We start from the raw sequence: 25,629 nt of genomic DNA, 5'->3' as shown, positions 1-25,629 counted from the left end.
TCTCTCAGGAGGCTAGTGGCGGCACACCTGCTGTAAGTGTCCCTAAACGCCAGACAAAAGATAATAAAAGTCGAAGAATTGGGGTTCCGCACCAAACCATTCATGTAAGTTTTGCAGACGAAACTTACTAATTAAAAACAATGAAGGCACTTAGCTTTTTCTCCCGGGGAGCAACCAAATTGCGAGGAAAAACGCTCACCGAATTGCTCACCAACATCAGCAACTTTTTCGCATTGTCGCTCGCAAACGATCCTGAAAATCAGCTAGTTAAATTCGGCAAAAACACAGATAGCGGAGATTTCGCTCCGCTATAACTCATTAAATATTAATTACTTATGGCTCCTGCAGAGAGAGAGGGACATGAAACAATCCTACATTTCACTGAAAATCAATATCTTACGAAAACATTAAAAAGTCTGCTCACCGAATTGCTCACCAAGATTTTGTGGGCTGCAATCATGTACAAATTTAGCATGAAAAAGCGCTGATAGCAAGAATTTTAGTGACCACTCTCCTAATCCTGAAAATTAATAGTGTAAACCTACGGTTGATGATTTGAGCTTACTGAATTACTGTATTTCTCAGCCGTATATTGTCCGCCGTATTGGGGTACGTACAATTTGACCCAAATTTTTTATTTTTAGGATATGGCATTCTCAACAGATGAAAAAATAATATATTCAGAGACCAAATTTTTTCTAGAATCGGTCAAAGAAGTCTGTCCTTCTATCACCGAGTCTGAGCTTTCTCAATATGCCCTTAGGCTCAAATTCATAGAGTTAAAAAAGAAAGAACTATTTCTAAAGTCCGGCGAAACTCAAAAGCTATTGGGATTCGTAACAAAAGGGTTGGTTCGTTCTTTCTACATTGATAAGGATGGAAATGAAAGAACTGTTGGTTTTTATCCCGAGGGTGACTATGCCACCCACTATCCTTCGTTTATCATTCAAAAACCTAGTAAATATTCTATTCAGTGCCTGGAACCCACGACATTCGCCTGTCTGTCGTTTGATGACCTTCAATGGTTATATAAACAATCTCAAAATTTTGAGAAATATGGGCGGTTAATAGCCGAAGAAGTCCTCAGGCAGCAGCAGGCACGCATTGAAAGTTTTGTATTTCAAATAGCAGAAGAGCGTTATCTCGATTTCATTCAGCATCGTTCCGCCCTTTTTAACAGGATTTCACTATCTCACCTTTGTAGTTATCTTGGCATAGAAAGACAATCACTCACCAGGATTCGCCAGAAAGTCGCGCAAAAATAATTTTTGACACATTTGTGTCAGGTACACCTTCCTGTTCCCGTCCACCTTTGTAGTATCAAATTAAAAGTTGATCTGCAATGGAAAAGAACATATTACTCATCCTCGGACACCCCTCAGAAAATTCTTATTGCAAAGCCTTGCTGGATGCCTATCAAAGCGGTGCAGAAAGTGCTGGTGCCAATTGTAAAACCATGTATATATCAAGACTGAATTTTGACGTAAATCTTTCGGGCGGGTATAAAAACGGGGAAGTGATGCAGCTGGAAGAAGACCTGATTAATTCACAAATGCTTATCCAGTGGGCCGACCACGTAGTACTCGCCTACCCAAACTGGTGGGGATTTATGCCAGCCATCACCAAAGGTTTTATTGACCGGATATTTCTGCCTGGCTTTGCCTTTAAAAACCATTCCGGAAAAAATTTCCCTGAAAAACTTCTGAGGGGAAAAAGCATGCGAATCCTCGTAACGATGGACACACCGACTTGGTGGTTCTACATTATTTATCGTGCGTCCCAATACCAGATACTTAAAGACATCATATTCGGCTACGTAGGTTTCGATCCCGTCAGGTTCTCCACATTTGGGTTTATCAGAAAATCAACTGATAAGCACCGGAAAAATTGGCTGCGGAAAGTCCAGGAACTAGGTAAACAATTCAGGTAGCCCTGATCAAGCTTTACAATTTTAATTATCTCAAAAAATATTCTCAATAATCTTAGAAATCATGATACATCAGACCAATTGGGTCCATGCACCCATCAACTCAAAAAAAAGTTTCAGAATCCACTTACTTGTTTTCCTTCTCGCAACTCCGGCTATCTTGCTTGGGTGGCAACTTACCGGCAGCACTTCCCCATGGCATTTATGGGCAATCGCAGCTTGGACAAAGGTTTTACAGGTCCACTTCCTCCGAGCAATTGTATCCAAATTAGAAAGGTATCAAAAGCTGAAATTATGGATCAGCAGCAAAATGCATTCAGCCGCATTATGACTTGTGATTTCGCTCACATTTTATTAGTGATTTCCTTCCTTCCCTCCGGGTTGCTGATGACGGTAAATTTACCTCGGAAAGCCAGTTCATTTTTCTTCTGTATTACAAAGTATTTGGCCTTAAAAACAATCAAATCATATTAGCGATGACAACCCCTATTTTCGAACCGGCCACGATCGGTTCTTTACAATTGAAAAACCGCATTGCTATGGCCCCAATGACAAGGGCCAGAAATGCGGATGGTATCCCCAATGGTAACAATGCATTGTACTATGCACAACGTTCAGGTGCGGGACTGATCATAACAGAAGGAACAGCGATTTCGGGCACTGCAAAAGGAGTGTTGTACATTCCAGGATTATATACAGCAGAGCAAGTAGAAGGATGGAAAAAAGTGACCAGGGCTGTACATGAAAATGGCAGTACGATATTTAGCCAATTGTGGCATGTAGGTAGGGTGTCCCATACATCCAACCAGCCTGGTGGAATAGCCCCGGTCGGTCCTTCGGATATTCAGGCATCCAGCTCTTTCTCCTGGGGATATGATGAAAACGGGAACGAAGGTTTTGTGATTTCTTCAAAACCACGTGCTCTTTTAAACGATGAAGTGAGGCAGGTTGTGGATGATTTTGCCAATGCCGCCAAAAATGCCATCGAAGCCGGTTTTGACGGTGTGGAGCTGCATGGTGCCAATGGTTATCTGATTGAGCAGTTCCTGAATCCTTTTGTAAACAACCGCACCGATGAATACGGCGGAAGTATCGAAAACCGGTCCAGGTTTTTATTGGAAGCTGTTGATGCAAGTATAGAGGCTATCGGTAAAGACAAAGTGGGCATCAGGCTAACACCGTATGGCGGCTTGGGTGATCTGCCACATTATGATGAGATTGAAGCTACCTACCAATATCTTGCAAAAGAATTGGCTAAAAGAGATATCGTCTACATTCATATCATGGATCAGCAATCCAAAGGCAGCCATGCATTGCCAGAAGGCTTTATAGAACGTTTCCGTTCCTGGTATGATGGCGTGATCATTCTTGCAGGCAGTATGGACAGGAACAAGTCGGAACGGCTGATCAATGCCGGAACGATTGATATTGCCGGGTTTGGAGAGCCATTTATATCCAATCCGGATTTGGTGGAACGTTTACAAAATAATTGGGAACTGACCCCTCCGGACCGTAACCTGCACTATGGCTTAGGTAGCCACGGCTACACGGATTGGGAAACATATCAGCAAGCTGTATTGGTCTGAACAAGAATCGAAAAAGCTAACATAAATCAGCAATGATGAAATACAGAAAACTGTACACTGGAAGCTGCCTGACCGCAGCTTCCTTGTGTGTTTCATACCTGTCTGTGGCCCAGGTATTATCCGGCGCAAGCCAGCCGCCAAAGCAAGCCATCACCTACTTACTGCCCGATGGCAAAGTGTTTCCCATTGAAAAACTGGACAGTTTGAACAAAGCCTGGGGCAAGGTTTTCTTCGGGCACAACGACGAAGATGACGCAAAAGGGATTGTCCGTCTGATCAGGATGACTGACGAACTGAAGAAACAATTTGAAGATGCAGATGCCAAAAGAACTCAGGCTGTCGCATCCATGCTGAATAAGCCAGCTCCTGATTTTAAACTTACGGATCTGCAGGGCAAACGCTGGACTTTACAAGACCTTCGCGGTAAGATTGTGGTACTCAACTTTTGGTTCACCTCCTGCGCTCCGTGTATTGAGGAAATGCCGGAATTAAATGAACTGGTCAAGGATTATGACGGCAAAAATGTCGTTTTTCTGGCTTTGACTTTTAATAGCGGGGAACAGGTAAAGACATTCCAAAAGAAACGCACCTTCAATTACACGCTGTTGCCGAATTCACGTGAAGTTGATAAAAAGTACCAGATCAACTTATGGCCAACCAGCATTGTCATTGACCAGGCGGGTGATATAAAAATGATTATGCATTCGAGCCCGAAAGTGCGAGAAGAGATAACGTCTGCTGTCAATTCGCTGATGTAAAAACCAGAAGTGCAAATGAGAAAAGGCGTATAACGGTAATTGTTACACGCCTTTTCTCATTTGGCATTGAAAATAAATTTAATACCCGGAGTCCATATGCGGACTCCGGGTATTAGTTTAATCGGCAAGCTGGTCATCAATGAAGTTGAGCTCTTCTTTGCTAAGGCTGATCTGGGCAGCCTGAGCGTTGCTGATCGCCTGTTCTTTATTCCTCGCTCCCGCCAGTACCGCTGTGATACCGGGCTGAAGGGTTGTCCATCTCAGCACCAATTGTGAAAGCGAGACTCCTTTGTCCTGCGCAATCGGCTCAATTCGTTCTAACAAGGATTTTACTTTTTCGAGGTCGAATTGAGCGAAATAACCGTTGCGATGGTCGCTGGATTTCAAGGTATCGCATTTAAAGAATCTACCGGTCAGCAAACCCCTTTCCAGCGGACTATAAGCGATAATGCCAACATTGTTTTTGATGGCAGCGGGGATCACTTCCGATTCAATTTCCCTTTTCAGCATGCTGTAAGGCAGCTGATTGGACGCCAGACGGATACTTTTCTGAGCTTCCAGCATCTGTTCATTATTATAGTTGCTGACCCCCGCTGCCCGGATTTTACCCTGATCGATCAGTAGCTGCAATGCTTCCATCGTTTCATCAACTGGTGTGGTGGAATCAAACCAATGAAGTTGTAACAAATCGATATAGTCTGTCCCCAATCGTTTTAAGCTCTCTTCGGCTTCCTTGATCACATTGGCTTTTGAGGCGAATTTGTAGATAGGATAAATTTTACCTTCATTTTCAATATCAAACATAAAATCCCCTTTCCCGTTGTTGCTGCCATCCCAAACCATCCCGAATTTTGTCAGTATCTGAATCTTCGAACGGTCCATTCCTCCGATCGTCTCACCGATCAGTTTCTCACTGAGGCCAAGCCCATAAAATGGCGCCGTATCCAGCGTGGTGACGCCGTGGTCAAGTGAAGCAGTGATCGCCTCCTGTGCTTCTTTTTTCTCTGTTCCCGCCCACATGGTGCCTCCGATTGCGAAGCTGCCGTAGGTTATTACTGATAAATTAAGATCAGTATTTCCCAATTTTCTGTATTCCATGCTATTGATTTTCTAGTTGGTATTTTGACTTTTAATATCAAATACGATCAACGTTTTACAAGCCACTGTTCAACCGCTCTCGAGAAGTCAGCCACATCAATCGGGTGTCTGCTGGTGATGAGGTTACCATCTGTTACCACCGGTGTGTCCTCTACGATACCGCCCGCATTTTTCAGATCGACCTGGATATTCCAGTAGCCGGTCAGTTTCTTCCCTTTCAGAATATCCGCAGATGCCAACACAACAGGAGCATGGCAAATGGCGGCAATCAGCTTTCCTGATTTGTTAAAATCCTGGATGAAGCGGATCACATCTTTGTCGTAGCGAAGGTTATCCGGGTTCCAGGCACCGCCGGGAATAAACACAGCATCGTAGTCGCCTACTTTGACCTGCTCCGCCCTGCGATCCACTTTTACCCAACCCACAGGTTGCAGGTACTGTATCGCCATGATATGTGTTTTGGCCATTTCTGGTTGGACAAGGCCATACCTTGCCGGCGCCGGGTTGTATTTGGGAGCAACGATGTCGACCTGGGCGCCCAGTTCCCGGAAATACCACACTGGCCCGAGCAATTCGATTTCCTCGAAGCCATCGGCGGCAATGACTGCGATCTTTTTTCCCTTCAAAGCCGACTTGTCTTTTACCGGGGTAAAAAAGAATGCCCTGAGTGCTTCGTTTCCAGGAGCATTGAGTAGTTGCGATACCGGCATGTTGACAACCTCCGTGTGGGATGCCAGTTGATTCAATACTTCCAGTTCACTGGATTTGATTTGCCCGGCACTTACTTTAACCTGGGCATTTGCATTCAATAAAGCAAGCGTGCTAAGGACGCCTGTCAGTACAATTTGATTAACCGTTTTCATTTTTGAGTTTTTGATTGTTTGTAGTTTTTGTTAATTGTTTTTACCCTGTTATTCCCGGGTAAGGGGTGCAAATTCGATCAGTCTGTGAATTCCGGTTTGGAAGGGTTGTTGTCTGATACTGGTTTCCAAATAGTCGATCACCGGCTGTATGGGGGGGAATTTCAGATGGTATTGAAAAGCATCTTCACCCCTGAACTTCTCATAAGTGACAAACCGGGTGCTGTCTTCTTCAAGCTGGGAAAGCTGGTAGGTAACGACACCGGGTTCACCACGGAATTGAGGCATGGCGGTATGATAAACCTTTTTAAAGTTACCCTCCGTCCCGGCTTTGGCGTCCACGAACAGCATAATGGTGATAGGCTTGTCATTCTTCCTTGCAGTTTTACGCCATTGCTGTTTGGAAAGTGGTTCCAGGTCTTTGACGTAGATGACTTTGGCAGGTTGAACCAGTGCTTTCGCGAATAACAGTTCTGTCGCTTTAAACCCTGAGCTCGCGCTGTTTTTCTCGAATTCCTTTTTGGAACTCCATCTTTCAATAATCCACCAAACAGTAGGATTTGCCTCTTCAAAATAGGCTTCTGCCATGATGTTGCTTCCCAAATCCAGAGAACGCAGGACATATTCGCTGATCGCTTTGCGGAATCCATTCTGATGTTCCGGTTTCACTTCATATCGTGTCAATCGGGCTACCATATTCTTGTTTTGCGCGTTCAGGTTGGCATTAAGCAGGAGTAACAGCACTGCGATGGAAGTAACTGTCCGCTTCCTGGAAACTGACAATTGTGTTGTTGCTTTCATTGGTTTTTTGATCTTTAAAGTGCGGCACGCGCAAGGTTAAAAGAAAAGTACCTTTTCATCTTTCACCTTTCAACCCTGCGCCGGTTGCCTTCTTTAATCTAAGGTTTAACGCTTATTTCTTGTCCGATTTGAAGCAACAGACCCGAAACCGCGCGCGGCTGGGAAAGAAAGGGAGAATGGCTCGTATTGACCTGCAAAACCTTCTTGATACCCGCTCCTGCAATCATTTTGTCCTGAAATCCCGGGGTTATCACGATGTCCTGCAGGGTCTTGATATAAACCTTTTCTACCGAGCCAAAACCCGCACTGGTCAGCGTGATCGCATTTCCAAATGGAATCGCGGGCTCTGCCCGATAGTTCGCAAGGACCTGATCTTTGGCAGCTTGGCTGCCATCATTAATGAAAAGGTAAGTCAGTTGATCGCGTTTTACATCAAGCGTTAGCTTGTCGTCGGATTGAGTCAGCTGAGGTCCAAGTTTCGAATTTGGGTCAGCCATCGAAAGCTCACCTAGGCTTTGTCCGGAGGCAGGTACAAATGCGCCTATATATACCAGCCTGCTAATTTTCTGAGGAATCTTCTCGGCGACACTGGTTACGACCATTCCACCCATGCTGTGTCCTACCAGGATTACTTTGCCATCCGTTTTAGAGATCGCCTCGATCACTTTATCGCGGTAAACATCCAATGTTAGCTGATATGTCGGCGTCTTGTCGGCGCCGTGGCCAGGGAGTTCAACGACCACCACTTTGTTACCCTTATTGGTCAGGTCAGACTTTACAGCGTCCCATACGTATGGGGCTTGCCATGCGCCGTGTACCAGCACGTAGGTGTTTGGATTGGCAATCACATTGTCGTCATCAGTGGAACATGATGCAATGGCAGATACTGCGAACGCTGCTGATAGCAGCGATAAAACTGTTTTTTTCATTTTGTTTTTAAATTGAGTTGTTACATAAAATGGTTAAAGCAACCTCCTGATCGATTTAGTTAATGGAGGTTGATGATGCAAAGTTGGCCTGTAAAAGGAAGGTCTGCCTGACACAAATGTGTCAAAATTGAGTAAGGGCATTTTTTTTGATAAATCAATAATTCTGGTGAGATTTTAACATAAAGACAAAAGGTAACCCTACTCGCTAGACGTTAGGTCGAGTATTCACTTGGGGGTCAAATTTGTTTATGCTATTTCTTAAAATAGTCGGCTGTGCCATTGATCCAATCCTCCCGACGGGGCGCAAAGAAATCGAGATCAATAGTTCCTTCTTCCAGACTTGTAAAACTATGGGGAACATTAGAAGGTATGAGCACAGTTTCACCCGCTTTGATAATCATCGTGGTGTCTCCAATAGCAGCTTTTACGCTGCCTTTTAATATAAATGAGTATTGCTCATTTGCATGACTGTGAACCGGAACCGAAGCACCCTTTTTCATGACGAAATAACCAAATGTACCATTGGATCCCGACTCGGACCGAAGCGTAATTCCATCGGAAATTGCTTTTGCTTCCATACTTTCAATAACCAGATGTTTCAATTGCTGGGCTTCTGCATTTACCCCTACGGATAAAAGGTAAAACAGATAGACCGGTACGATCAGATTTGCTTTCATAGTATTCATATTTAAGTGTAGAAATGCATGACTATTGGATGCACGGAGCAGGAGGAATTTTTAAAATCCGAAGATTTCATCCCGCTCAATAACATACTTCCCGGCTTCCAAAACTTTGGGTGCCTTTGCCATTTTTTCGGCAAGTGTTGAAGTCGGCATAGGTCTAAATTTCTTGAACAATCCCAATCCATTCATGAAATTCAGCAGGCCGGCAGACACTTCTTCCCCCAGTCGGTCGGTATCTTTCCGTAACAAAATCCCCGGCCTGAATATGATATACTGATCAAATGCAAGACTGGCAATCTGCTCTTCCAATTGCCCTTTGATTCTTAAATAAGACACATTACTCTTCGACAAAGCACCGTAAGACGAAAGCAGTACCGCCCTGGAAATGCCGTTTCTTTTGGCGATATGCGCGAACCTGACCGGGATTTCATAATCGATGTGCCAATGTTTTTCCTTGGAGCCTGCCGCTTTGAGCGTAGTCCCCAGGCACGAGAACCAGACATCTCCTTTGATGGAGGCCGACACCTCTTCGATTTGATCAAAATCAACAACGAGTTCAGACAACTTGATGTGAACGATGCCGGTAGGACGACGTACGAACACGACAACTTCTTTGTAGTCCGGATCCTGCAATAATACATTTACGAGATCCATACCAGTGGCCCCCGTTGCTCCAATGATCAACGCTTTCATATTTTACCAATTTTGCTTTACAAACCATTTTCAGTACTTCAAATTGATGCATGCCTATGACTGACCGGGTAAAGTCTGCTAAGCGTTTCGCGGCTGATCCCGAGATATTCCGCTATGTATTTTTTGGGGACTTTTTTTACAATGTTGGGATACAAACTCTCAAATTCTTCATAGCGCTGCCGGGGATTATTAGAAAGTAAAGAGATAATCCTGTGTTGCTGCACCGTATAACCTCTGGTCACTTTCATTCTGAAAAAATGCTCCATTTTGTGCAGCTCGGAAGCCAGTTTTTCCTTGGCTAAAAGCGTAAGACAAAGCACTTCCGCATCCTCCATGCAAACAATATTCATTTTCGATTCTGTCTGATTAAAAAAGGCATTGTAATCCGACAACCACGAATTCTCGAGGGCGAATTGCAGAATATGCTCCTTGCCTGTTTTGTCGACATAAAAAGCCCTGAAAATGCCTCTGGTAATCCAGTAATCACAGGTTACTATATCTCCTACCTGGATCAGGTACTGATGTTTCCTGACTCTCTTCCTGGTAAGGAATGTTTTGACATATTCAAACTCTTCGTCACTTACCGGCGTAATTTCTTCGATATGTTTTCGCAATTTATCCATGACATCAATAATTCAGATTTACCTGCCATTTGGCGAACAGGATAATTGGGTTAGTATTCATTTTTTCAAAGGTGAGTAGCTTATGTGATATATATTTATACTTATAATTAAAATATCATACCATACATTAAATTATTGATTATTAATACATTATATACACATCTAACGAGATTCTAATACGATATATCGCCATTCCGTGAGCGTGGAAAAAAATTGCTTTTTTTCCATTTGAGGGACTTTGAAAAGATCGTAAATTGGAGAGTGGCAATTCATTCAGTGCCAGGATATAACCCCGGTTAAGGCAACAATACCCAGCATAAATCATCGACTTATGACGCTCAAACGAACGCTCCTATCCGGCATTCTCTTCTTCCTGATCAACTGCACTCTGGCGCAGCCGACACCTGGCGTCATTGGGATCGGGAGGGATCCGATTTATCATCTTTCACGCTATCTGAGTCAGCTCAGGAAAGCAAAAGAGGATACGTCAAAAGTTGATTTGCTTTTGAAAGTTGGCGCTGTATATCATAGAAACGAATCACGTGGCTCAATTGACAGTGCTCTGTTTTTTGCCCGTTCAGCAATAGCGCTCAGCAAATCCCTGAAATATGCTACAGGATATAACAATGCAACTTATCTGGCTTTGGTATCTTATTTGAAAAAGAAGGACTACGCCGCTGCGAGACTTATGCTTAATAATGTATATGGAGAACTGAAAGTTTGTTTACTTAAGACTTTTGGTGAATGTTATCTTGATAACAGAGATGCCAAACCAGAAGAGTTACGCAAGGCGTATCCATATTTGCAAATGGCGAACAGTCTGAGTCGGAAGCTAAAATCAAGGCAATGGATGACCGAAGTTTCTATTGCCGAAGGTAAATATCATTTTCATTTAGGCGAAATGACGCTGGGAAAGGAATGTTTTTATCGTGTTATCCGATACCATCAACAAATTGGCGACAAGGCGGGATTAGCACACTGGTGGGATGAACTAGGCCGGAATTTACCTGATTCTGATAGCACTTACGCAATAGAAATTTACAGTTATGGTCAGGCGCTCAAACTTTTCCAAGAGCTGGGGGACTACAAATCGGCGGGAGATTGCCAGTCCAATATTGCATATGTCCATTCTCTCAATAGCAGAATTGACTTGGCTGAAAAGTTTTACCTGGCCGCCGCGGAAACCTACAAGTCTGCTGGTATTACGAAGAGATTGCCCTTGACATACCGAAGACTTTCCCAGGTTTACCAAAATCAAGCTAATATGGATAAGGCGTTGCAATATGCCTTATTGGATTTAAAAGCATCAAAAACGATGGGAGACAGTACCCAAATTGATCTCTCTTATGCGGCCGTCGGAAGTTTGTATTACAACCTGGGCGACCTTCCTGCCAGCATCAAATATTTCAAATTATCCTTCTCTAAAATGTATGTCAATGACGCTAATACCTACACAGTACTAAAATCCCTGACTGATGCACAAATCAAGATGGGAAATCCAAAAGAGGCGCTTCAATTTCTTCGATCCTTTCTAAAAAACGAGCATTCTCCGAACTTAGCACAAAGTAAACAGTTGGTGGCAGCGATGTTTGGGGACTGCTATGCCGCTCTGAAGGACTTAAAAACGGCGGAAAAGTATTATGTCGAAATGATCCGGCTAAACAACGACGTTGAGTATTCACGAAAGTTTGCGACGAGAAAAAGTCTGACAATTGCAGGTGCCGAAGCCTATTTAACAATCGGCAGGTTTTACGCAGAGAGAGGGAAATTCATTCAGGCAGATCCTTATCTTAAAAAGGCCCTGGCTTCAAAAAACCTCACCGCGGCATTCGAAACGGAAGGCCGACTGCTCATTTCCAAGGCGGATTCCGCGGCTGGTAATTATCTTGCATCGATCGGTAATTACCAGCGCTACGTATTTCTCAAGGACTCCATCGCAAAGACCACCAAGGATAAAGAGTTTTCTATTTTAAAGGTCAATTTTAAGATCGCCCAGAGAGAAAAGGACTTCAAAATCCTGCAAAAAGAGGCAACGCTGCAAAAGCAGAAACTGGAATTGTCAGCACGCACAGAAAAATTCACTTATGCCGGGTTTGCTGCCCTGTTTTGTCTATTGGGGCTGTTGTACAACCGTTACCGGCTCAAACAAAATAAGAACCTGCAATTGGAAGAACAACAGAAAACCATCAACATCAAAAACTCCTCTCTTATTCGACTGGTTAACGAAAAGGAATGGCTGCTTAAAGAGGTCCATCATCGTGTTAAAAATAATCTGCAGATCGTCATAAGCCTTTTGAATTCCCAATCCGCTTACCTTAAGGAAGATGTAGCTGTCAATGCAATTTTAGAAAGCCGTCACAGGATTCAGGCGATGTCCATGCTGCATCAGAGGATTTACCAGTCCCAGAATATGAGTGGTATTTCCATGCCCAGCTATATTCATGAGCTGGTATATTACCTGGATAACAGCTTTAATTTGGGTAAACGTATTATTTTCGATGTGAACGTTGAGGATATTCAATTGGACCTGGTCGAGGCGGTCCCCGTTGGTTTGATCTTAAATGAAGCCATTACAAATTCTCTTAAATATGCTTTTCCCAATCAGCAGGAAGGTGAAATTAAGGTTAGTTTAGCCAAAATCGATGACGGAAGACTGTTGCTCTCCATTGCTGACGACGGAATTGGGCTCCCACAGGATTTTGATATAGAGGAAATCAAGTCCTTTGGACTGAAACTGATCAAAGGACTTACAGAAGATCTGGAAGGAGATTTTACCATAAAAAGTCAGCCTGGAACAATGCTGCTGATCGAATTTGACCACAAATTGGTCATGGGTTCAAACCAGGAGGATTTGCAGGAGATAGCCATTTAGGTTTGCATTATCCCGTAACAAAATTCCAGCTGATTCCGAGCTTTTTCATCTTGGAAACCAGTGTCGCAGCCGGTAAGTTCAGGATCTCCGCCGCCCCGCCTTTGCCGGAAATTTTCCCATTGCTTTTTGTTAGCGCTGCCAGAATGTATTGTTTTTCATTCTCTGCAAGGGATTGGATTTTCGAAACATCCCCCAATTTCTGACTTCCTGCCGTTTCGTCTTCCGGAAGGTCTATGGATGAGATAAAACCCGATGAATTTATAATGATATGCCTCTCAATTACATTTTCAAGTTCCCTGATGTTTCCCGGCCAGGAATAAGTGAGCAGTTTTTTAAGAGCCTCCTGACTTATTTTTTTTGGCTGACTATCAGACAGTTTAGCATTTTTTTTCAGAAAAAAGTCGACCAGACCGGGAATATCTTCGGTCCGTTCGCGCAGAGGCGCAAGTGTGATCGAAAAGACATTAATTCTGTAATACAGATCGATCCGAAACTTTCCGGCTGCCACTTCTTTGTACAGATTGCGGTTGGTTGCAGTAATGAACCGGATGTCCAGCTTGATGGTCGTCCGGCCGCCAATCCGTTCCAATTCCTTTTCCTGGATAACGCGGAGTAATTTCGTTTGTGTTTCCAAAGGCATTTCACCGATCTCATCCAAAAAAATCGTCCCGCCCTGGGCCTGTTCAAACTTCCCAATCCGTCTGTCAGAAGCCCCGGAAAACGAACCTTTTTCATGTCCAAATAATTCCGATTCAATCAGGCTGGGAGGAATCGCCCCGCAATTGACTTTGATAAGCGGCTTATTTTTTCTTTTTGAGAGCTGATGAATTGCCTTGGCGATACCCTCTTTGCCAACTCCCGTTTCTCCCAAAATCAGTACGGAGGTATCCAATGGCGCTACCTGACTGACCAGGTCCAGGGCTTGCAGCAGTTTGGGGCTACGCCCGATGATCTGTTTAAATTCTACCCTGGCTTCACTACGTCCCGAAACAACGCTGCTGTTTTTCAGCCATTTATCCTGGTTATGGGCATGCTCAGTAGCATATTGATGCCGGTAAATGGCAATATCCAGCGCCACAAGAATATCCAGTTTTCTGAATGGCTTGATAAGAAAGCCATCAGGCCTTGTTGCTTTGGCAGCGTCAAATGTCGATGGGTCGGAATTGGCAGAAATGAAAATGAACGGGATGTTTTCTGTTGTGAGCGTGAGTGCCAGGTCAATACCCGTTTGAGGTCCTCTCAGGAATATATCCAACAAAACGATATCGGGCTTGTTTGTTTTTAGGAATTCAAGGGCGGTGGTCACGGATTTTGCGATGCCACAAACAAAATGTCCGGCACTTTCCAAAATCAGTTGCAGGTCATTGGCCTCGATGAACTGATCTTCCACTATAAATACCTTTAAGCCCATGTTAAACAAATATTTGATTACTTGTAAGATAATACAATGAGGATATATTTTTACCTTATTCTTAGCTAAAATCCAACGTGAATAATCTTAATAAGGACAGCTGGGCCATGCTCGCCAGATTTTGTATTGAAATTGCGAAAATTACCAACCGGGCCGAATTTTTCACGGTGGTCGCCGATGGACTGAAAATACTCGGCATCGACAAGCATATGCTTTCCGTGGTTAATGACAACAATGTCATATCCGGCACAAACGATCTATTGGGCATTCCGCTCATGGCTGGAACCAGGAATATCGGTATTTTGTGGACAGAGCCCAATATTGTTGATGCAGAACTCCTGCAAGCCGTAGCCTCACAAATCAGCATTGTACTCGCATATATTATTGCGAACGAAGAAATTGAAAGACAAGCCGCCAAGATTCAAAACCTGGAAAAAGAACTCGCTGAAGGCTCCTCCTCCTTCAATAAAGAGATAGAAACAACCGGCAATCATTCAAAGATCATTGGTACAAGTCCATCCATGGAAAAAGTGCGTACGCTGGTGTCCCAGGTCTCAAAAACACAAAGCACGGTGCTTCTGCTTGGAGAAACCGGTACGGGAAAAGAAATCATAGCCAGGGCAATCCATCAAAACTCATGGAGGAAGGACGAGGCGATGGTAACCGTAAACTGTGCCGCGCTTCCCGAGAATTTAATTGAAAGTGAACTGTTTGGACATGAAAAAGGGAGCTACACCGGTGCAGCCGAACGGCGGATCGGCAAATGGGAGCTCGCCCATAACGGTACTTTGTTCCTCGACGAAATAGGCGACATGCCCCTGAATTTGCAGGTGAAATTACTCAGGGCCTTACAGGAAAAAGAGATTGAAAGGATCGGTGGAAGAACTCCTATAAAAACAGATGTTCGTGTCATTGCAGCCACCAATAAAGATCTCCAGAAAGAAGTAAATCAGGGCAATTTTAGGAGCGACCTCTTTTTCAGGCTAAATATTTTCCCAATCACGATACCATCATTGAGGGAAAGGAAACAAGACATTCCCGCCCTGGTGCTCCATTTTTTAGAAAAATATGCAAAAAGAAGCGGGCGAAAAATCTCCGGGATTTCCAATAAAGTCATTAAAAAACTTTCAGCATATAATTGGCCTGGCAATGTGCGGGAGCTTGAAAACCTGATAGAACGAAGCGTGCTATTAACGTCCCAGCCAATCATCAACCAGCTGTATTTACCCGTAGGCGAGGAAAATATGGCCTCTGTTTTGGAAAGTACCCGGGTGAAAACAATAGATGAAGTGGACAGGGAGCATATCATGCGCGTTCTGAAATCCTGCAAAGGAAAAGTAGCCGGCCCAGGCGGCGCCGCAGAAGCATTAAGGATGCCCCCCACCACGCTGCATTCAATGATCAAAAGACTAGGAATAAAAAAGAGGTTCTCGGAATAACCCGCCAAGTCCAGCTTGCCGACTGCCGACAGCCGATTGCCGACAGCCCCCTACTCCTCTACCGCCAAATAAGTAATCAAATAATACACCAACCAGCCCGCAAAACCAATGAGCAGGATCCAGAACAAAGCGGGAATGCTTTGGGGCGATTCGCTGCCGGTGATCAGAAACTTCTTTTGGTCCCCTTTTCTATATGCATTGATCATCAGCGGAATAACGCCATCTACAACAGCATTTTCCCCAATTCCTTCTATGGCAATAGCCGGCCCGTTTCTTACTTCAAAAGGGATCATCCTGACTCCTTCCTTCCCGGTCGGATCTTTACTGACGATTTTCAGAACATGCTTACCATCAACCATTTTACGCGTGTCCAATTCAAAATTCACGGGAGAAGCGAACTCTCCTACTGGTTTTTCATCATCATCGATAAAAATGATAACAGTGCTTTTATCCTCCATTTTAACGGTTGGTTAAAATGAATCTTTTGATATGGTCGGCGGCGGATTCACCCGGTTTGACCAGCCATTTTACAGAAAAAAAGAGTGTGAAAACAACGATGGTCATCGCGGTAATGATGATGACATAATCCCAATTGTTTTCCGGGCCCGCGCCATGTGTGATCCCTTTTAAAACCTTGAGCTGCCGCTGGTCGCAAACCGGGCAGGCTAATAAAGGCAGCCGCATTACAATCAGCAGAAGTATTGTGACAGACTTTTTCATTGTAAAATCATTTCATTGTTTATTGATTCGGCAGTTGTTTGATCGCATCCATGAGCTTGCTGACTTCCTGTCCGCTCAGTTTCCTGGCATTGTTGCCCCAGGAAGTTCGTTCGTGGTTCATGATGGCTGCAATTTCGTCGGGCTTCAATTCTGCATTTTTTCCAATGGCAGGCATCACCCCAAACTCTTCCCGGGCATCGTATCCATTGATGATAATGTTCAGCATGAGCTCCGGATTGTCATTCACTACAATTTCGCTGCCTTTCAGGGCAGGAAACGCACCTTTAAGTCCTTCTCCGGTTGGTTGGTGACAAGCCTGGCAATGTGTTGCATATAAGGCAGAACCGTCCGGGCCGGGATTCGCACTGGTTTCTTCTGAGCCTTCTTTTGTTTCTTTTTTGTATAAAAATGTTGATACCATACCATTCGGGGGCGCCCCACCGGGCAATTCAGTTTGTTTCAGTGATAGGAGATAGGCAACAAGCTGCAATGCTTCTTTTTTTGCAACCAATATGCCTCCCTCTTTTACGTATCTCTCGGGCACGGTCACAATCACGTCTTCCTGGGAGGGTTCTTTTTTTACTTCAAAGAGCCAGGGATAGGCTGGCATAATGGATTCCTTTACAACAATGCGCGGATTGAATAAATGTACCAGATTCCATTCCTTGCTCGGCTGACGGGTGCCGATAGACGTAAGATCCGGCCCGGTGCGTTCCGTTCCCATCAATGTAGCCGTGTTGCGCCACAGATCCGTCCTTTCGTTGGCGGCATAATCCGGAGCTACACTGGGACGCTGCCCCCACATCTTATCCATATCCACATTTCTGACCTGCTGGGTATGACACGCTACGCAGCCATTGGCCACAAAAAGCGCCTTCCCTTTCACAGCATCATCGCTTAATGGCTGAAAGCCGGGGAGCGGCGCATTGTTTTTCTCATTATTAATGGCCGGGACCAATGCAACAAACACCGTCAAAACCAGAAACAACAAAAAGGCTGCACCAAATAATTTAGTATGGTTATCAAAAAAATCCATGTCAATTCATATAAAAATGGAGGTATTTATCAATCGTTATTTTCCTGGACTATCGCTTCAAATGCTGTCTCGCGAATGTCGATAACGACACTGCTGACGATCATGTGGTACATATTGTAAGCAAAAAACAAATGGGAAAGCCACATCAGGCTGCCACCGATCGCACGCCATAACCAGAACGGCGCCATGAAAATAACGCTGTCGATAAAAGGTTTTCCTTCCATCCACATCAGCCCGCGCAACGTGCTCCCGTACATGAGCGGAATGGTGTAAAATAGCAGTCCGATCAGCGCCAGCCAGAAATGCACCCCTACTGTTATTTGCGGAGGTTCAAGGCCCGTCAGCCGCGGTAGCACGGCATAAATACCGGCCCAGAGAAAAAAGCAGATGATCCCGTACATTGTCAAGTGCGAATGTGCGACAGTGAAATCGGTAAAATGCCAGAGTAAGTTGGTCGACCGGAAGGCTTCCGCCGTACCCTGCAATGAACCCGTGAAATAGAACACGATGCCAGTCAGGAAAAATGGCAGCGTGTAACTATCCGGTACTTTGAACCAGGCACCTTTAAAAGTCATCACGAAGTTGGTCGTCCCGGCCACCACCGGAATAATCATACCTGCACTGCCTACAATAGCAACTGTTTGCAGCCACCATGCTATGGAGCTAAAAACAAAATGGTGCGTACCAATGGTCGTATAAAACAGAATCTGCGCCCAGAAAGCCAGTATCCCCAAACTGTACGAATAAATGGGTTTATTAAGCTGCTGAGGCAGAAAATAGTACACAATACCCAATGTAAAAAGCATAAACCACATGCCTACTCCCTGGTGCATATAGTAGCCTTGAATGATAGTCTCACCCAGCCCATTTTGCCAAAATGGTAAGTAAGCGACAACCGTAATCGTAATCCCGAAAATGATGGAGGCGACAATGTACCAGTTGGAAATATAGATTTCTTTGGTGGTACGGTTTGCAATGGTTTTAACAAAATTGTACAACGTAAGTACCAGACCAATTGCAAAAGGCAGCATCACAGGCCAGATATATTCCCGGTATTCTCCGCCACCATTGTTGATACCTGCCATCAAACACAACGTACCCGAAAACACGGTTACATTGATCAAAACCAGCGCATACCAGCCCAGCTTAGTACTAAAAAGCTGCGTATTACTGACCCTTGGCACAACGTAATGCCCAAGTCCGAGCATTGCCAGCGATGCCCAGCCCCAGAAAACCGCATTGGTATGTACAGGGCGAAGTCTGCCAAAACTCAGCCAGCTCACCTCGTCCACATCGGGCGCTACGAATTTGATCCCCACATATTCCCCCACCGTTGTACCGAAAACGAGCCAGAAGGTGGCACATCCGATATACCAGAGAATGAGCCTGGCTAATTCAGGGTCAATTTTCGGACGTACCTGTGCGCTTTTTTTACGGGCAACAAAGGGTAAAGCGGCATGATGGGCTACATGGGTGATGAGGCCTCTTTCATCTTTGGGTACCAGCAAACCTGACAATTCTGAATTGGTGAGCTGGTAATCCCGTTGAATTGTTGCGGCTGCCGAGGCGGCCGGTGCCGCAGCGTCGGCTGCCGGTATGGCTTTGTTCTTTTTTAAAACATTTAAAATCTTAAACCAGCAACAGCATTCCGCAGATGATGGGAATTTCGATCAGGACGATGGTGATGATGATTCCGGTATGACTGAATAGTGATCCCATGCTTCTTAGAAACGTATTTTTAAATATTTTTTTCGGGGTTAGACTTACCAAGTCTCGAAGACTTGGTAAGTCTGTCTACCAACCCCCACCCAGCGCTACATACAAATCCGTAACGGCGAAAAACCGGTCTTTTTTAATACCTGCCAATGTAAGCTCACTTTGAAGCACATTGCCCTGGGCAGTAATTACCTCCAGATAATTGGCCACACCATCCTGAAAAAGCATCCTCGCATTTGTGGTGGCCTGCCGAAGGTTTTGCGTCCTGAGCAATGCTATATTTTCCTGCTCCTTCAATTTCTCTATTCTGACCAATGCATCCGAAGTTTCTCCAATGGCATTCAAAACGGACTTTCTAAATTCCGCCACGGCCCTCTCCTGCTCCACTTGCGAAACTTCATATTGGGTACGGAGCCGTTTTTGCTGAAAAACAGGCTGGATCACGCTGCCCGCAACCGCACCAAACAATGACGCCGGTATGTTGAACCAGTTACTTGCCAAAAAGGAATTCACGCCGCCGCTTGCCGTAATTCTCAGCGCCGGGTACATATTTGCTTTGGCTATGCCGATGTTGGCGCTGGCGGCAACCAGTGCGAGCTCGCGACTTTTAACATCCGGCCGCCGACCGACAATTCCGGATGGAATTCCAGCTGATAATTTTTCAGGAAGCGCCAGTTGATCAAATGTCAGATACCGGTCGATACGCCCGGGCAATTCTCCTGTGAGGATTTTCAAAGCGTTTTCCTGGATATGGATAGCCTGCTCAAACTGCGGGATGAGCTGCATGGCAAGCTGCTGCTGTGCCTGCGCCTGCTGAACCGCGAGAGAACTCACCTGGCCAGCATTGAACTGCAGCCTGATCATTTCCAGTGTACTGTCGTTTAGCGCAACATTTTTTCGGGCAATCGCCAGCTGGGCATCCAGCATCATCAGGTTATAAAATCCTTTGGTGACAGAAGATACAATGTACGTCTGTACCGCGTTTCGGGCCTCCTTACTTTGCAGATAACCTGCCAGTGCGGCCTTCTGCTGGTTTCTGATCTTGCCCCAGATATCCGCCTCCCAGGACACGTTAACTGCGGCAGTATAATCCTCAATGTGGCCCGTCCCCAGAAATTTATCAAGGCTTAAACCATTCAAACTATTGTCCGACGGCCGGCTGCTATTGGAGCTGATTTGCAAGGCAGCCTGTGGGAGATAATTGGACCGGACCTGTGCAAAGATCAACTGGGCAGCTTCAATGTTTTTTAATGCAATCTGCATATCGTAATTCTTTTCAATTGCAAAACTGATCAGTTTCTGAAGGGTCGTATCGGTAAAAAATGCGTTCCATGGAAGGTCCGCAATGCTGCTCGTATCTTCATCAGGCTGGTCGCGAAAATGATCGGGGAATGCCGCAGTGACTTTCGGGGTATCCCTGGAAATTTTACAACCGTTTGCGGCTAACATCATCAGAATCAAGAGGGTCGTTATATTTTTCATCTGACTGGTTATACAGCGGTTAATACAAATTGACCCGCAGATGCATCAATGACAGCTACCGGCTTTCCGGAAAGTTTTTCCTGCAAAGCCTGAAAAACGACAAACTGTACCGGGATGATCAAAAGCCCCAGAATCACCCCGGATATCATCCCGCCCGCAGCTCCAATGCTGATCGAATGATTGCCCTGGGCGGAGGGACCGGTTGCCGACATCATCGGAATCAGTCCTGCAACAAATGCAATGGAGGTCATCACAATGGGCCTGATGCGTAGCCTGGCGGCTTCAATAGCGGAAGTTTTTAAAGACAAACCCGCATGCCGCCGCTGGACGGCAAATTCTACAATCAGGATAGCGTTTTTGGCCAATAAACCAATCAGCATGATCAGCGCCACCTGCACATAAATGTTGTTTTCAATCCCAGCCAGCCCAATCGCTAAAAATACACCGAGGATACCGGTCGGGATGGAAAGGATTACAGCCAGAGGAAGAATGTAACTTTCGTATTGAGCAGAAAGCAGGAAGTATATAAACAGCAGGCTCAAACCAAAAATGACGGCAGACTGGCCTCCGGAAGCAATTTCTTCCCTGGTTTGTCCTGAAAATTCGAAGGAGTAACCCGCCGGAAGCTGCTCAGACGCTACTTTCCGAATGGCTTTAATGGCGTCACCTGAGCTTTGCCCCGGCTTTGGAATGGCCGTTATGCTGATGGAATTGAATAAGTTATACCTCGAAGCAGTTTCTGAGCCGTAAACCCTTTTAAACTTGACCAATGTAGTGAGCAGGACCATATCGCCCAGCTTATTTTTGACCAATATCCCATCCATGGAAGCGAGTTCTGCCCGGTCTTTTTTGTCTGCCTGCACCATTACGCGGTAATATTTGCCAAAGCGGTTAAAATCCGAAGCCTGTGCACTGCCGAAATAACCCTGCATCGTAGCCAGGATATCTTTGGTGCCGACACTCAATTGTTCCGCTTTCATATTGTCAATTTCCATTTCAAACTGCGGGTAGTCGGCCCGGAAAGTGGTGAATGCTACTCCGATTTCGGGTTGTTTCATAAGCTCGCCGATAAAGCTGCTGCTGATGCCGCTGAATTTGTCGAGCCTGCCGCCCGTTTTGTCCTGCAGGACAAGATCGAGACCATCCACATTGCTGAAACCGGGTACTGTTGGAAAGGTGAACACAAAGAAATCTGCCCCTTTGATGGCAGATAATTTCTGACGGACAGTATCGACAATGGCATTGATATCTTTCACCTCTCCGCGCTCATCGGTTGGTTTTAAAAGTACAAAAGAGATACCCGCTGAAGGACTGATGGATAATGTCAGGAAATTGAATCCGCCTACGACCAGTACCTCTTTTGTTGCCCCGACAGATGCCAGTAATTTTTCGGCTTCCGCCATTACTTTATCGGTCCTGTCCAATGAAGCACCGGCTGGCATGGAGAGCGATATCGCGATAAAGCCCTGATCCTCTGCGGGAATAAAACCAGAGGGTGTTCGGTTAACCATCCAGACCGCCAATGCAACCACCAGCAAAAGTCCGCCCATACTTGCCCACTTGTACCGGATCAGGTAGTCCAGGCTGCCGGTATATTTAAAAATCAGTTTGTCAAAACCGGAGTTAAATCCGGCAAAAAATTTGTCCTTAAAAGTCAATTTTTTATCTGTCGCGCCTGCTTGCTGATGATTGGATTTCAGAAAAAGAGCTGCCAATGCGGGGCTGAGCGTTAAGGCATTCACAGCAGAAATGACGATGGCGATCGCAAGCGTAAATGCAAATTGCCGGTAAAAAACGCCTGTGGAACCTTCCAGAAACCCAACCGGCAAAAAGACGGCTGCCATCACGAGTGTTATGGAGATAATCGCGCCCGTAATCTCGCTCATGGCAGATACCGTTGCTTCTTTGGGTGGCAGGTGTTCATTCTGCATTTTGGCATGCACGGCTTCCACGACCACAATCGCATCATCGACTACAATACCAATGGCGAGGATCAATGCAAATAATGTGAGCAGATTGATCGTAAACCCAAAAAAGGACATGAAAAAGAATGTCCCCAGAATCGCGACGGGCACTGCAATGGCAGGTATGAGTGTGGACCGAAAATCCTGAAGGAAAAGGAAAACAACAATGAAGACGAGTACAAATGCTTCGAGCAGGGTATGTTGCACTTGTGAAATGGATTGGTCCAGAGAATCCTTGGTGTTATAAATGACCATGTACCTGACGTCTTTGGGAAAATCCATGGAAGACTTTTCAAGAAAGGCTTTGACCGCCATCTGGATCTCGCTGGAATTGGAACCCGGCAGCTGAAATATGCCGATCGGGAGCGCTGTGCGGCCTTTCACGCGTGATTTGCTTCCATACGAGTACGAGCCGAATTCTATTCTGGCGACATCTTTCAGTCGAAGCACGGAGCCGTCGGCATTGGCGCGTATCGCAATGTTTTCATATTCTTCCGGCTTATTCAGCTTGCCTTTGTATTTGATCACATACTCGAAAGACTCCTCGCTATTTTCGCCAAACTTGCCCGGCGCCGATTCCAGGCTTTTATCCTGGATAGCGGCATTGACATCGCCTGGCGTCAGATTATAGGTGGCCATCTGAGTCGGATTCAGCCAGACCCGCATGGAATAATCCTGATTGGAACCGAGTATAAATGTTTGTCCGACGCCGGGTATCCGTTTGATGGCCGGTATCAGGTTGATCTGCGCATAGTTGGCCAGGAATGTCTGATCGTATGATTTACTGTTTTCGGAGTACAGGTTGAGCACCATGATCAGGCTGTTTTGCTGCTTGGCCGTGTTAATACCCTGCTGAATCACCTCTGCGGGCAATTTGCTGGTCGCCTGCGCAACCCGGTTCTGCACATTCACCGCCGCCTGGTCAGGGTCTGTTCCCAGTTTGAAATAAACCGTAATCGCAAGCGAGCCGTCATTGCTGGCTGTCGAGCTCATGTAGGTCATCCCCTCAACACCATTGATGGATTCTTCAATCGCAGGGGCAACGGATCTCAGCACCGTTTCCGCATTGGCACCGGGGTAAACCGCGTTAACCCGAACTGCGGGCGGCGCAATATCGGGAAACTGCTGAAGGGGCAGGCTTTTAAGTCCGAGTAACCCAAGAATGACCAGGATCACCGAAATGACGGTAGCAAGTACGGGCCGGTCTATCAATTTCGCGATCATAGTGAGTTTATTTGAGTGCCGAACGAGGGTTGTTATACGTCACTAACATCTCCGGCTGGATGGTTTGTCCTTCCTGCAAATGGTCTATGCCGCTCATGACGATCCGGTCGCCTGCTTTGAGCCCTTCTTTAACCAGGTAACTAGTCCCACTTTTGCCAGCAATCCGAATAGCTTGCCGGCTGAGCTTGTTTTTTTTATCCAAAGCAAAAACAAAGACTTTGTCCTGGATCTCTATCGTAGCTGCGGCAGGTACCAGCACTGCATCACGATGACTAAGACCAAGCCTGACCTTGCCCGTATTACCGGACCGGAGCAATCCCTGCTGATTTCGAAAACTTGCCCTGACGGTGATCGAGCCAGTATTTTTATCAAACTGACCATCAAACATGTCGACTTTTCCCTTTTGTATAAAAATGCTTTCATCCGAAAGAACAAGATCTACTTCCGGTACCTGCCTGATTTTTTCCCCCAGCGAATTGCCAGGGTATTGTGCTTTGAAGTTGATAAAATCCTGCTCGCTTAACGAAAAGTAAACGTGCAGCTGAGAAACATCCGACAGTTCGGTCAATGGTGCGGGATCCGATGGGCCCACCAATGTTCCCTGCTTTTTGGCTAACCGGCCGATATATCCATTCACAGGCGCTTCTATCGTGGTATACCCCAGATTGATTTTTGCTGATGCGATAGCGGTCTGCGATTGTTCGAGTCGTGCCTTTGCCATTTGCAATGTAGCGTCTGCAATTTTCAGCTGATAGTCTGATATAACCTTGTTTTCAACCAATGGTTTGAGCTTATCAGCCTCTATCTGCGCATTGATCACCGACGCCTCCGCAAAATGCATGCCCGCAATCGCTGCATTCAGCTGCTCGCGATAAGGCAGCTCATTGATCTTAAAAAGCGTTTGCCCCTTCCTGACAAATGCACCTTCATCCACAAAAACACGGTCGATATACCCATTTACCTGCGGCCTGATCTGTACGTTTGCCACCGCTTCAATGCTCGCCGGATAATCGTGATAAGTCGTGACCTGACCAGCACTCAGGCTCACAACCGGCACACTCGCCAAAGGCTGCGCGGTTTGCGATTTTTCCTGGCTGGAACACCCCATCAAAAAGGCAACTGATAAATAAATGCTAGCGCCAACAAATCTAAACAATAATAACTTTCCCATTTCCCGACTTGATTGCAAATATTAGTTGAGTACCCAAGAAGCAGATCCCGCTGAATGCTTTTTTCATTTCCGCTCCGGAGCTGGCATATCGAATCCATTTAAAATCATGGCGATGAGACAATAGCCGCTGATGAGAAATATCAATTCCCCTACCCCATCTTCTCCCAGCAGCTGCGCCGCATGGTTATAAGTTGAATCAGGAACAATGTGGCCGTTAACCAGCGCAAAGGCAATATCATGCGCAATCGTCTCCTCCTCACTTAATCCATTGGGGCGGCCACCGGCTGCAAGTGACGCAATAATGCCCGGTGAAAGACCAAAAGCTTCGGCCATGATCTCGTGTGCATAGAGTTCAAAACGTGAACCAAAAGCACCGCCAACCGTTAGAATTGCCACTTCACGTACAGTTTTACCAAGCGTCGCGTGCATGTCCAGGGTACGGAGAAAGCTCAAAGCCGCTACACCAAACTGCGGAAAATGTAACATCGGCGCAAAAGGGCCAAGCAATGCACCCTGATCATCGATCATGACAACCTGACTTTGACTTCTACCTACTAAATTGGCGATCTCATCATGAACATAGCGAAGCTCAGGATTCAGTGCTTCTGGTGGTAAAGGTTTGATACGCATATAAGG

Annotated in this window: 24 protein-coding genes; 8 read left to right on the top strand and 16 right to left on the bottom strand. The window is 45.6% G+C overall.

Translation table 11 applies throughout. The annotated features are described in order from the left end of the window. Positions 1-140 precede the first annotated feature (140 nt). The 6 genes from ON006_RS00650 (at position 141) to ON006_RS00630 (ending at position 4,271) form a co-directional block, all read left to right on the top strand. Positions 141-314 carry a hypothetical protein gene (locus tag ON006_RS00650; RefSeq protein WP_244824623.1) on the top strand — a complete coding sequence of 58 codons (174 nt, stop codon included), beginning with the start codon at positions 141-143 and terminating at the stop codon, positions 312-314. Positions 315-647: 333 nt separating this feature from the next. Then, the gene (locus tag ON006_RS00645; RefSeq protein WP_244824622.1) at positions 648-1,265 is read left to right on the top strand and encodes a Crp/Fnr family transcriptional regulator; all 618 of its coding nucleotides are present in this window, start codon (positions 648-650) and stop codon (positions 1,263-1,265) included. 77 nt (positions 1,266-1,342) lie between these two features. Further along, positions 1,343-1,930 (top strand): NAD(P)H-dependent oxidoreductase, encoded by a 588-nt coding sequence (locus ON006_RS00640; protein WP_244824621.1) that lies wholly within the window; start codon positions 1,343-1,345, stop codon positions 1,928-1,930. 61 nt (positions 1,931-1,991) lie between these two features. Continuing rightward, positions 1,992-2,258, top strand: coding sequence for a 2TM domain-containing protein (locus ON006_RS32175; RefSeq protein ID WP_374760249.1), 267 nt, complete (start codon positions 1,992-1,994; stop codon positions 2,256-2,258). A gap of 145 nt (positions 2,259-2,403) precedes the next feature. Next, entirely contained in the window at positions 2,404-3,513 is a 1,110-nt protein-coding gene (locus ON006_RS00635) for an alkene reductase (RefSeq protein ID WP_244824620.1), read from the top strand. 32 nt (positions 3,514-3,545) lie between these two features. Continuing rightward, positions 3,546-4,271 (top strand): peroxiredoxin family protein, encoded by a 726-nt coding sequence (locus ON006_RS00630; protein ID WP_244824619.1) that lies wholly within the window; start codon positions 3,546-3,548, stop codon positions 4,269-4,271. A 117-nt stretch (positions 4,272-4,388) separates the two neighbouring features. On the opposite strand, the gene ON006_RS00625 is transcribed toward ON006_RS00630, so the two are convergent. The 7 genes from ON006_RS00625 to ON006_RS00595 all read right to left on the bottom strand — a co-directional run bounded on the left by ON006_RS00625 (position 4,389) and on the right by ON006_RS00595 (position 9,958). Next, a complete protein-coding gene (locus ON006_RS00625) occupies positions 4,389-5,369 on the bottom strand; it encodes an aldo/keto reductase (protein WP_244824618.1) in 981 nt (326 codons plus the stop codon). Between the two features lie 47 nt (positions 5,370-5,416). Next, positions 5,417-6,232, bottom strand: coding sequence for a DJ-1/PfpI/YhbO family deglycase/protease (locus ON006_RS00620; RefSeq protein WP_244824617.1), 816 nt, complete (start codon positions 6,230-6,232; stop codon positions 5,417-5,419). A gap of 48 nt (positions 6,233-6,280) precedes the next feature. Continuing rightward, positions 6,281-7,030, bottom strand: coding sequence for a putative quinol monooxygenase (locus tag ON006_RS00615; protein WP_244824616.1), 750 nt, complete (start codon positions 7,028-7,030; stop codon positions 6,281-6,283). A gap of 98 nt (positions 7,031-7,128) precedes the next feature. Then, positions 7,129-7,959, bottom strand: coding sequence for an alpha/beta fold hydrolase (locus ON006_RS00610; RefSeq protein WP_244824615.1), 831 nt, complete (start codon positions 7,957-7,959; stop codon positions 7,129-7,131). A gap of 251 nt (positions 7,960-8,210) precedes the next feature. Beyond that, the gene (locus tag ON006_RS00605) at positions 8,211-8,636 is read right to left on the bottom strand and encodes a cupin domain-containing protein (RefSeq protein ID WP_244824614.1); all 426 of its coding nucleotides are present in this window, start codon (positions 8,634-8,636) and stop codon (positions 8,211-8,213) included. Positions 8,637-8,696: 60 nt separating this feature from the next. Continuing rightward, positions 8,697-9,335 carry an NAD(P)H-binding protein gene (locus ON006_RS00600; protein WP_244824613.1) on the bottom strand — a complete coding sequence of 213 codons (639 nt, stop codon included), beginning with the start codon at positions 9,333-9,335 and terminating at the stop codon, positions 8,697-8,699. A 38-nt stretch (positions 9,336-9,373) separates the two neighbouring features. Then, on the bottom strand, positions 9,374-9,958 hold the full coding sequence (locus ON006_RS00595) for a Crp/Fnr family transcriptional regulator (protein ID WP_244824612.1): 585 nt from the start codon (positions 9,956-9,958) through the stop codon (positions 9,374-9,376). Between the two features lie 331 nt (positions 9,959-10,289). Here ON006_RS00595 and ON006_RS00590 point away from each other — a divergent pair, with 331 nt between their 5' ends. Further along, positions 10,290-12,830, top strand: a complete 2,541-nt coding sequence (locus ON006_RS00590; RefSeq protein WP_244824611.1) for a tetratricopeptide repeat-containing sensor histidine kinase — start codon at positions 10,290-10,292, stop codon at positions 12,828-12,830. Positions 12,831-12,837: 7 nt separating this feature from the next. Here ON006_RS00590 and ON006_RS00585 read toward each other — a convergent pair whose 3' ends face one another. Beyond that, positions 12,838-14,241, bottom strand: a complete 1,404-nt coding sequence (locus ON006_RS00585; protein WP_244824610.1) for a sigma-54-dependent transcriptional regulator — start codon at positions 14,239-14,241, stop codon at positions 12,838-12,840. A 77-nt stretch (positions 14,242-14,318) separates the two neighbouring features. Here ON006_RS00585 and ON006_RS00580 point away from each other — a divergent pair, with 77 nt between their 5' ends. Then, complete coding sequence (locus ON006_RS00580; RefSeq protein WP_244824609.1) at positions 14,319-15,680, top strand: sigma-54-dependent Fis family transcriptional regulator; 1,362 nt, start codon at positions 14,319-14,321, stop codon at positions 15,678-15,680. A 50-nt stretch (positions 15,681-15,730) separates the two neighbouring features. Here ON006_RS00580 and ON006_RS00575 read toward each other — a convergent pair whose 3' ends face one another. The 8 genes from ON006_RS00575 to ON006_RS00540 form a co-directional block, all read right to left on the bottom strand. Next, on the bottom strand, positions 15,731-16,138 hold the full coding sequence (locus ON006_RS00575) for a cytochrome C (RefSeq protein ID WP_244824608.1): 408 nt from the start codon (positions 16,136-16,138) through the stop codon (positions 15,731-15,733). Position 16,139: 1 nt separating this feature from the next. Next, positions 16,140-16,400 (bottom strand): hypothetical protein, encoded by a 261-nt coding sequence (locus tag ON006_RS00570; RefSeq protein ID WP_244824607.1) that lies wholly within the window; start codon positions 16,398-16,400, stop codon positions 16,140-16,142. Positions 16,401-16,419: 19 nt separating this feature from the next. After that, entirely contained in the window at positions 16,420-17,436 is a 1,017-nt protein-coding gene (locus tag ON006_RS00565; RefSeq protein WP_244824606.1) for a cbb3-type cytochrome c oxidase subunit II, read from the bottom strand. A gap of 29 nt (positions 17,437-17,465) precedes the next feature. Next, the gene (locus ON006_RS00560) at positions 17,466-18,953 is read right to left on the bottom strand and encodes a cbb3-type cytochrome c oxidase subunit I (protein ID WP_244824605.1); all 1,488 of its coding nucleotides are present in this window, start codon (positions 18,951-18,953) and stop codon (positions 17,466-17,468) included. Between the two features lie 277 nt (positions 18,954-19,230). Further along, positions 19,231-20,634, bottom strand: coding sequence for an efflux transporter outer membrane subunit (locus ON006_RS00555; RefSeq protein WP_244824604.1), 1,404 nt, complete (start codon positions 20,632-20,634; stop codon positions 19,231-19,233). An 8-nt stretch (positions 20,635-20,642) separates the two neighbouring features. Next, on the bottom strand, positions 20,643-23,822 hold the full coding sequence (locus ON006_RS00550) for an efflux RND transporter permease subunit (protein WP_244824603.1): 3,180 nt from the start codon (positions 23,820-23,822) through the stop codon (positions 20,643-20,645). Between the two features lie 7 nt (positions 23,823-23,829). After that, on the bottom strand, positions 23,830-24,993 hold the full coding sequence (locus ON006_RS00545; RefSeq protein WP_244824602.1) for an efflux RND transporter periplasmic adaptor subunit: 1,164 nt from the start codon (positions 24,991-24,993) through the stop codon (positions 23,830-23,832). 63 nt (positions 24,994-25,056) lie between these two features. Beyond that, positions 25,057-25,623, bottom strand: coding sequence for a carboxymuconolactone decarboxylase family protein (locus ON006_RS00540; RefSeq protein ID WP_244824601.1), 567 nt, complete (start codon positions 25,621-25,623; stop codon positions 25,057-25,059). Positions 25,624-25,629 lie beyond the last annotated feature (6 nt).

It is taken from the genome of Dyadobacter pollutisoli (genome assembly GCF_026625565.1).
GTDB lineage: Bacteria > Bacteroidota > Bacteroidia > Cytophagales > Spirosomataceae > Dyadobacter > Dyadobacter pollutisoli.
Note: the sequence above shows the minus strand (reverse complement) of the source record. Positions and strands in the feature narration are given on the sequence as shown.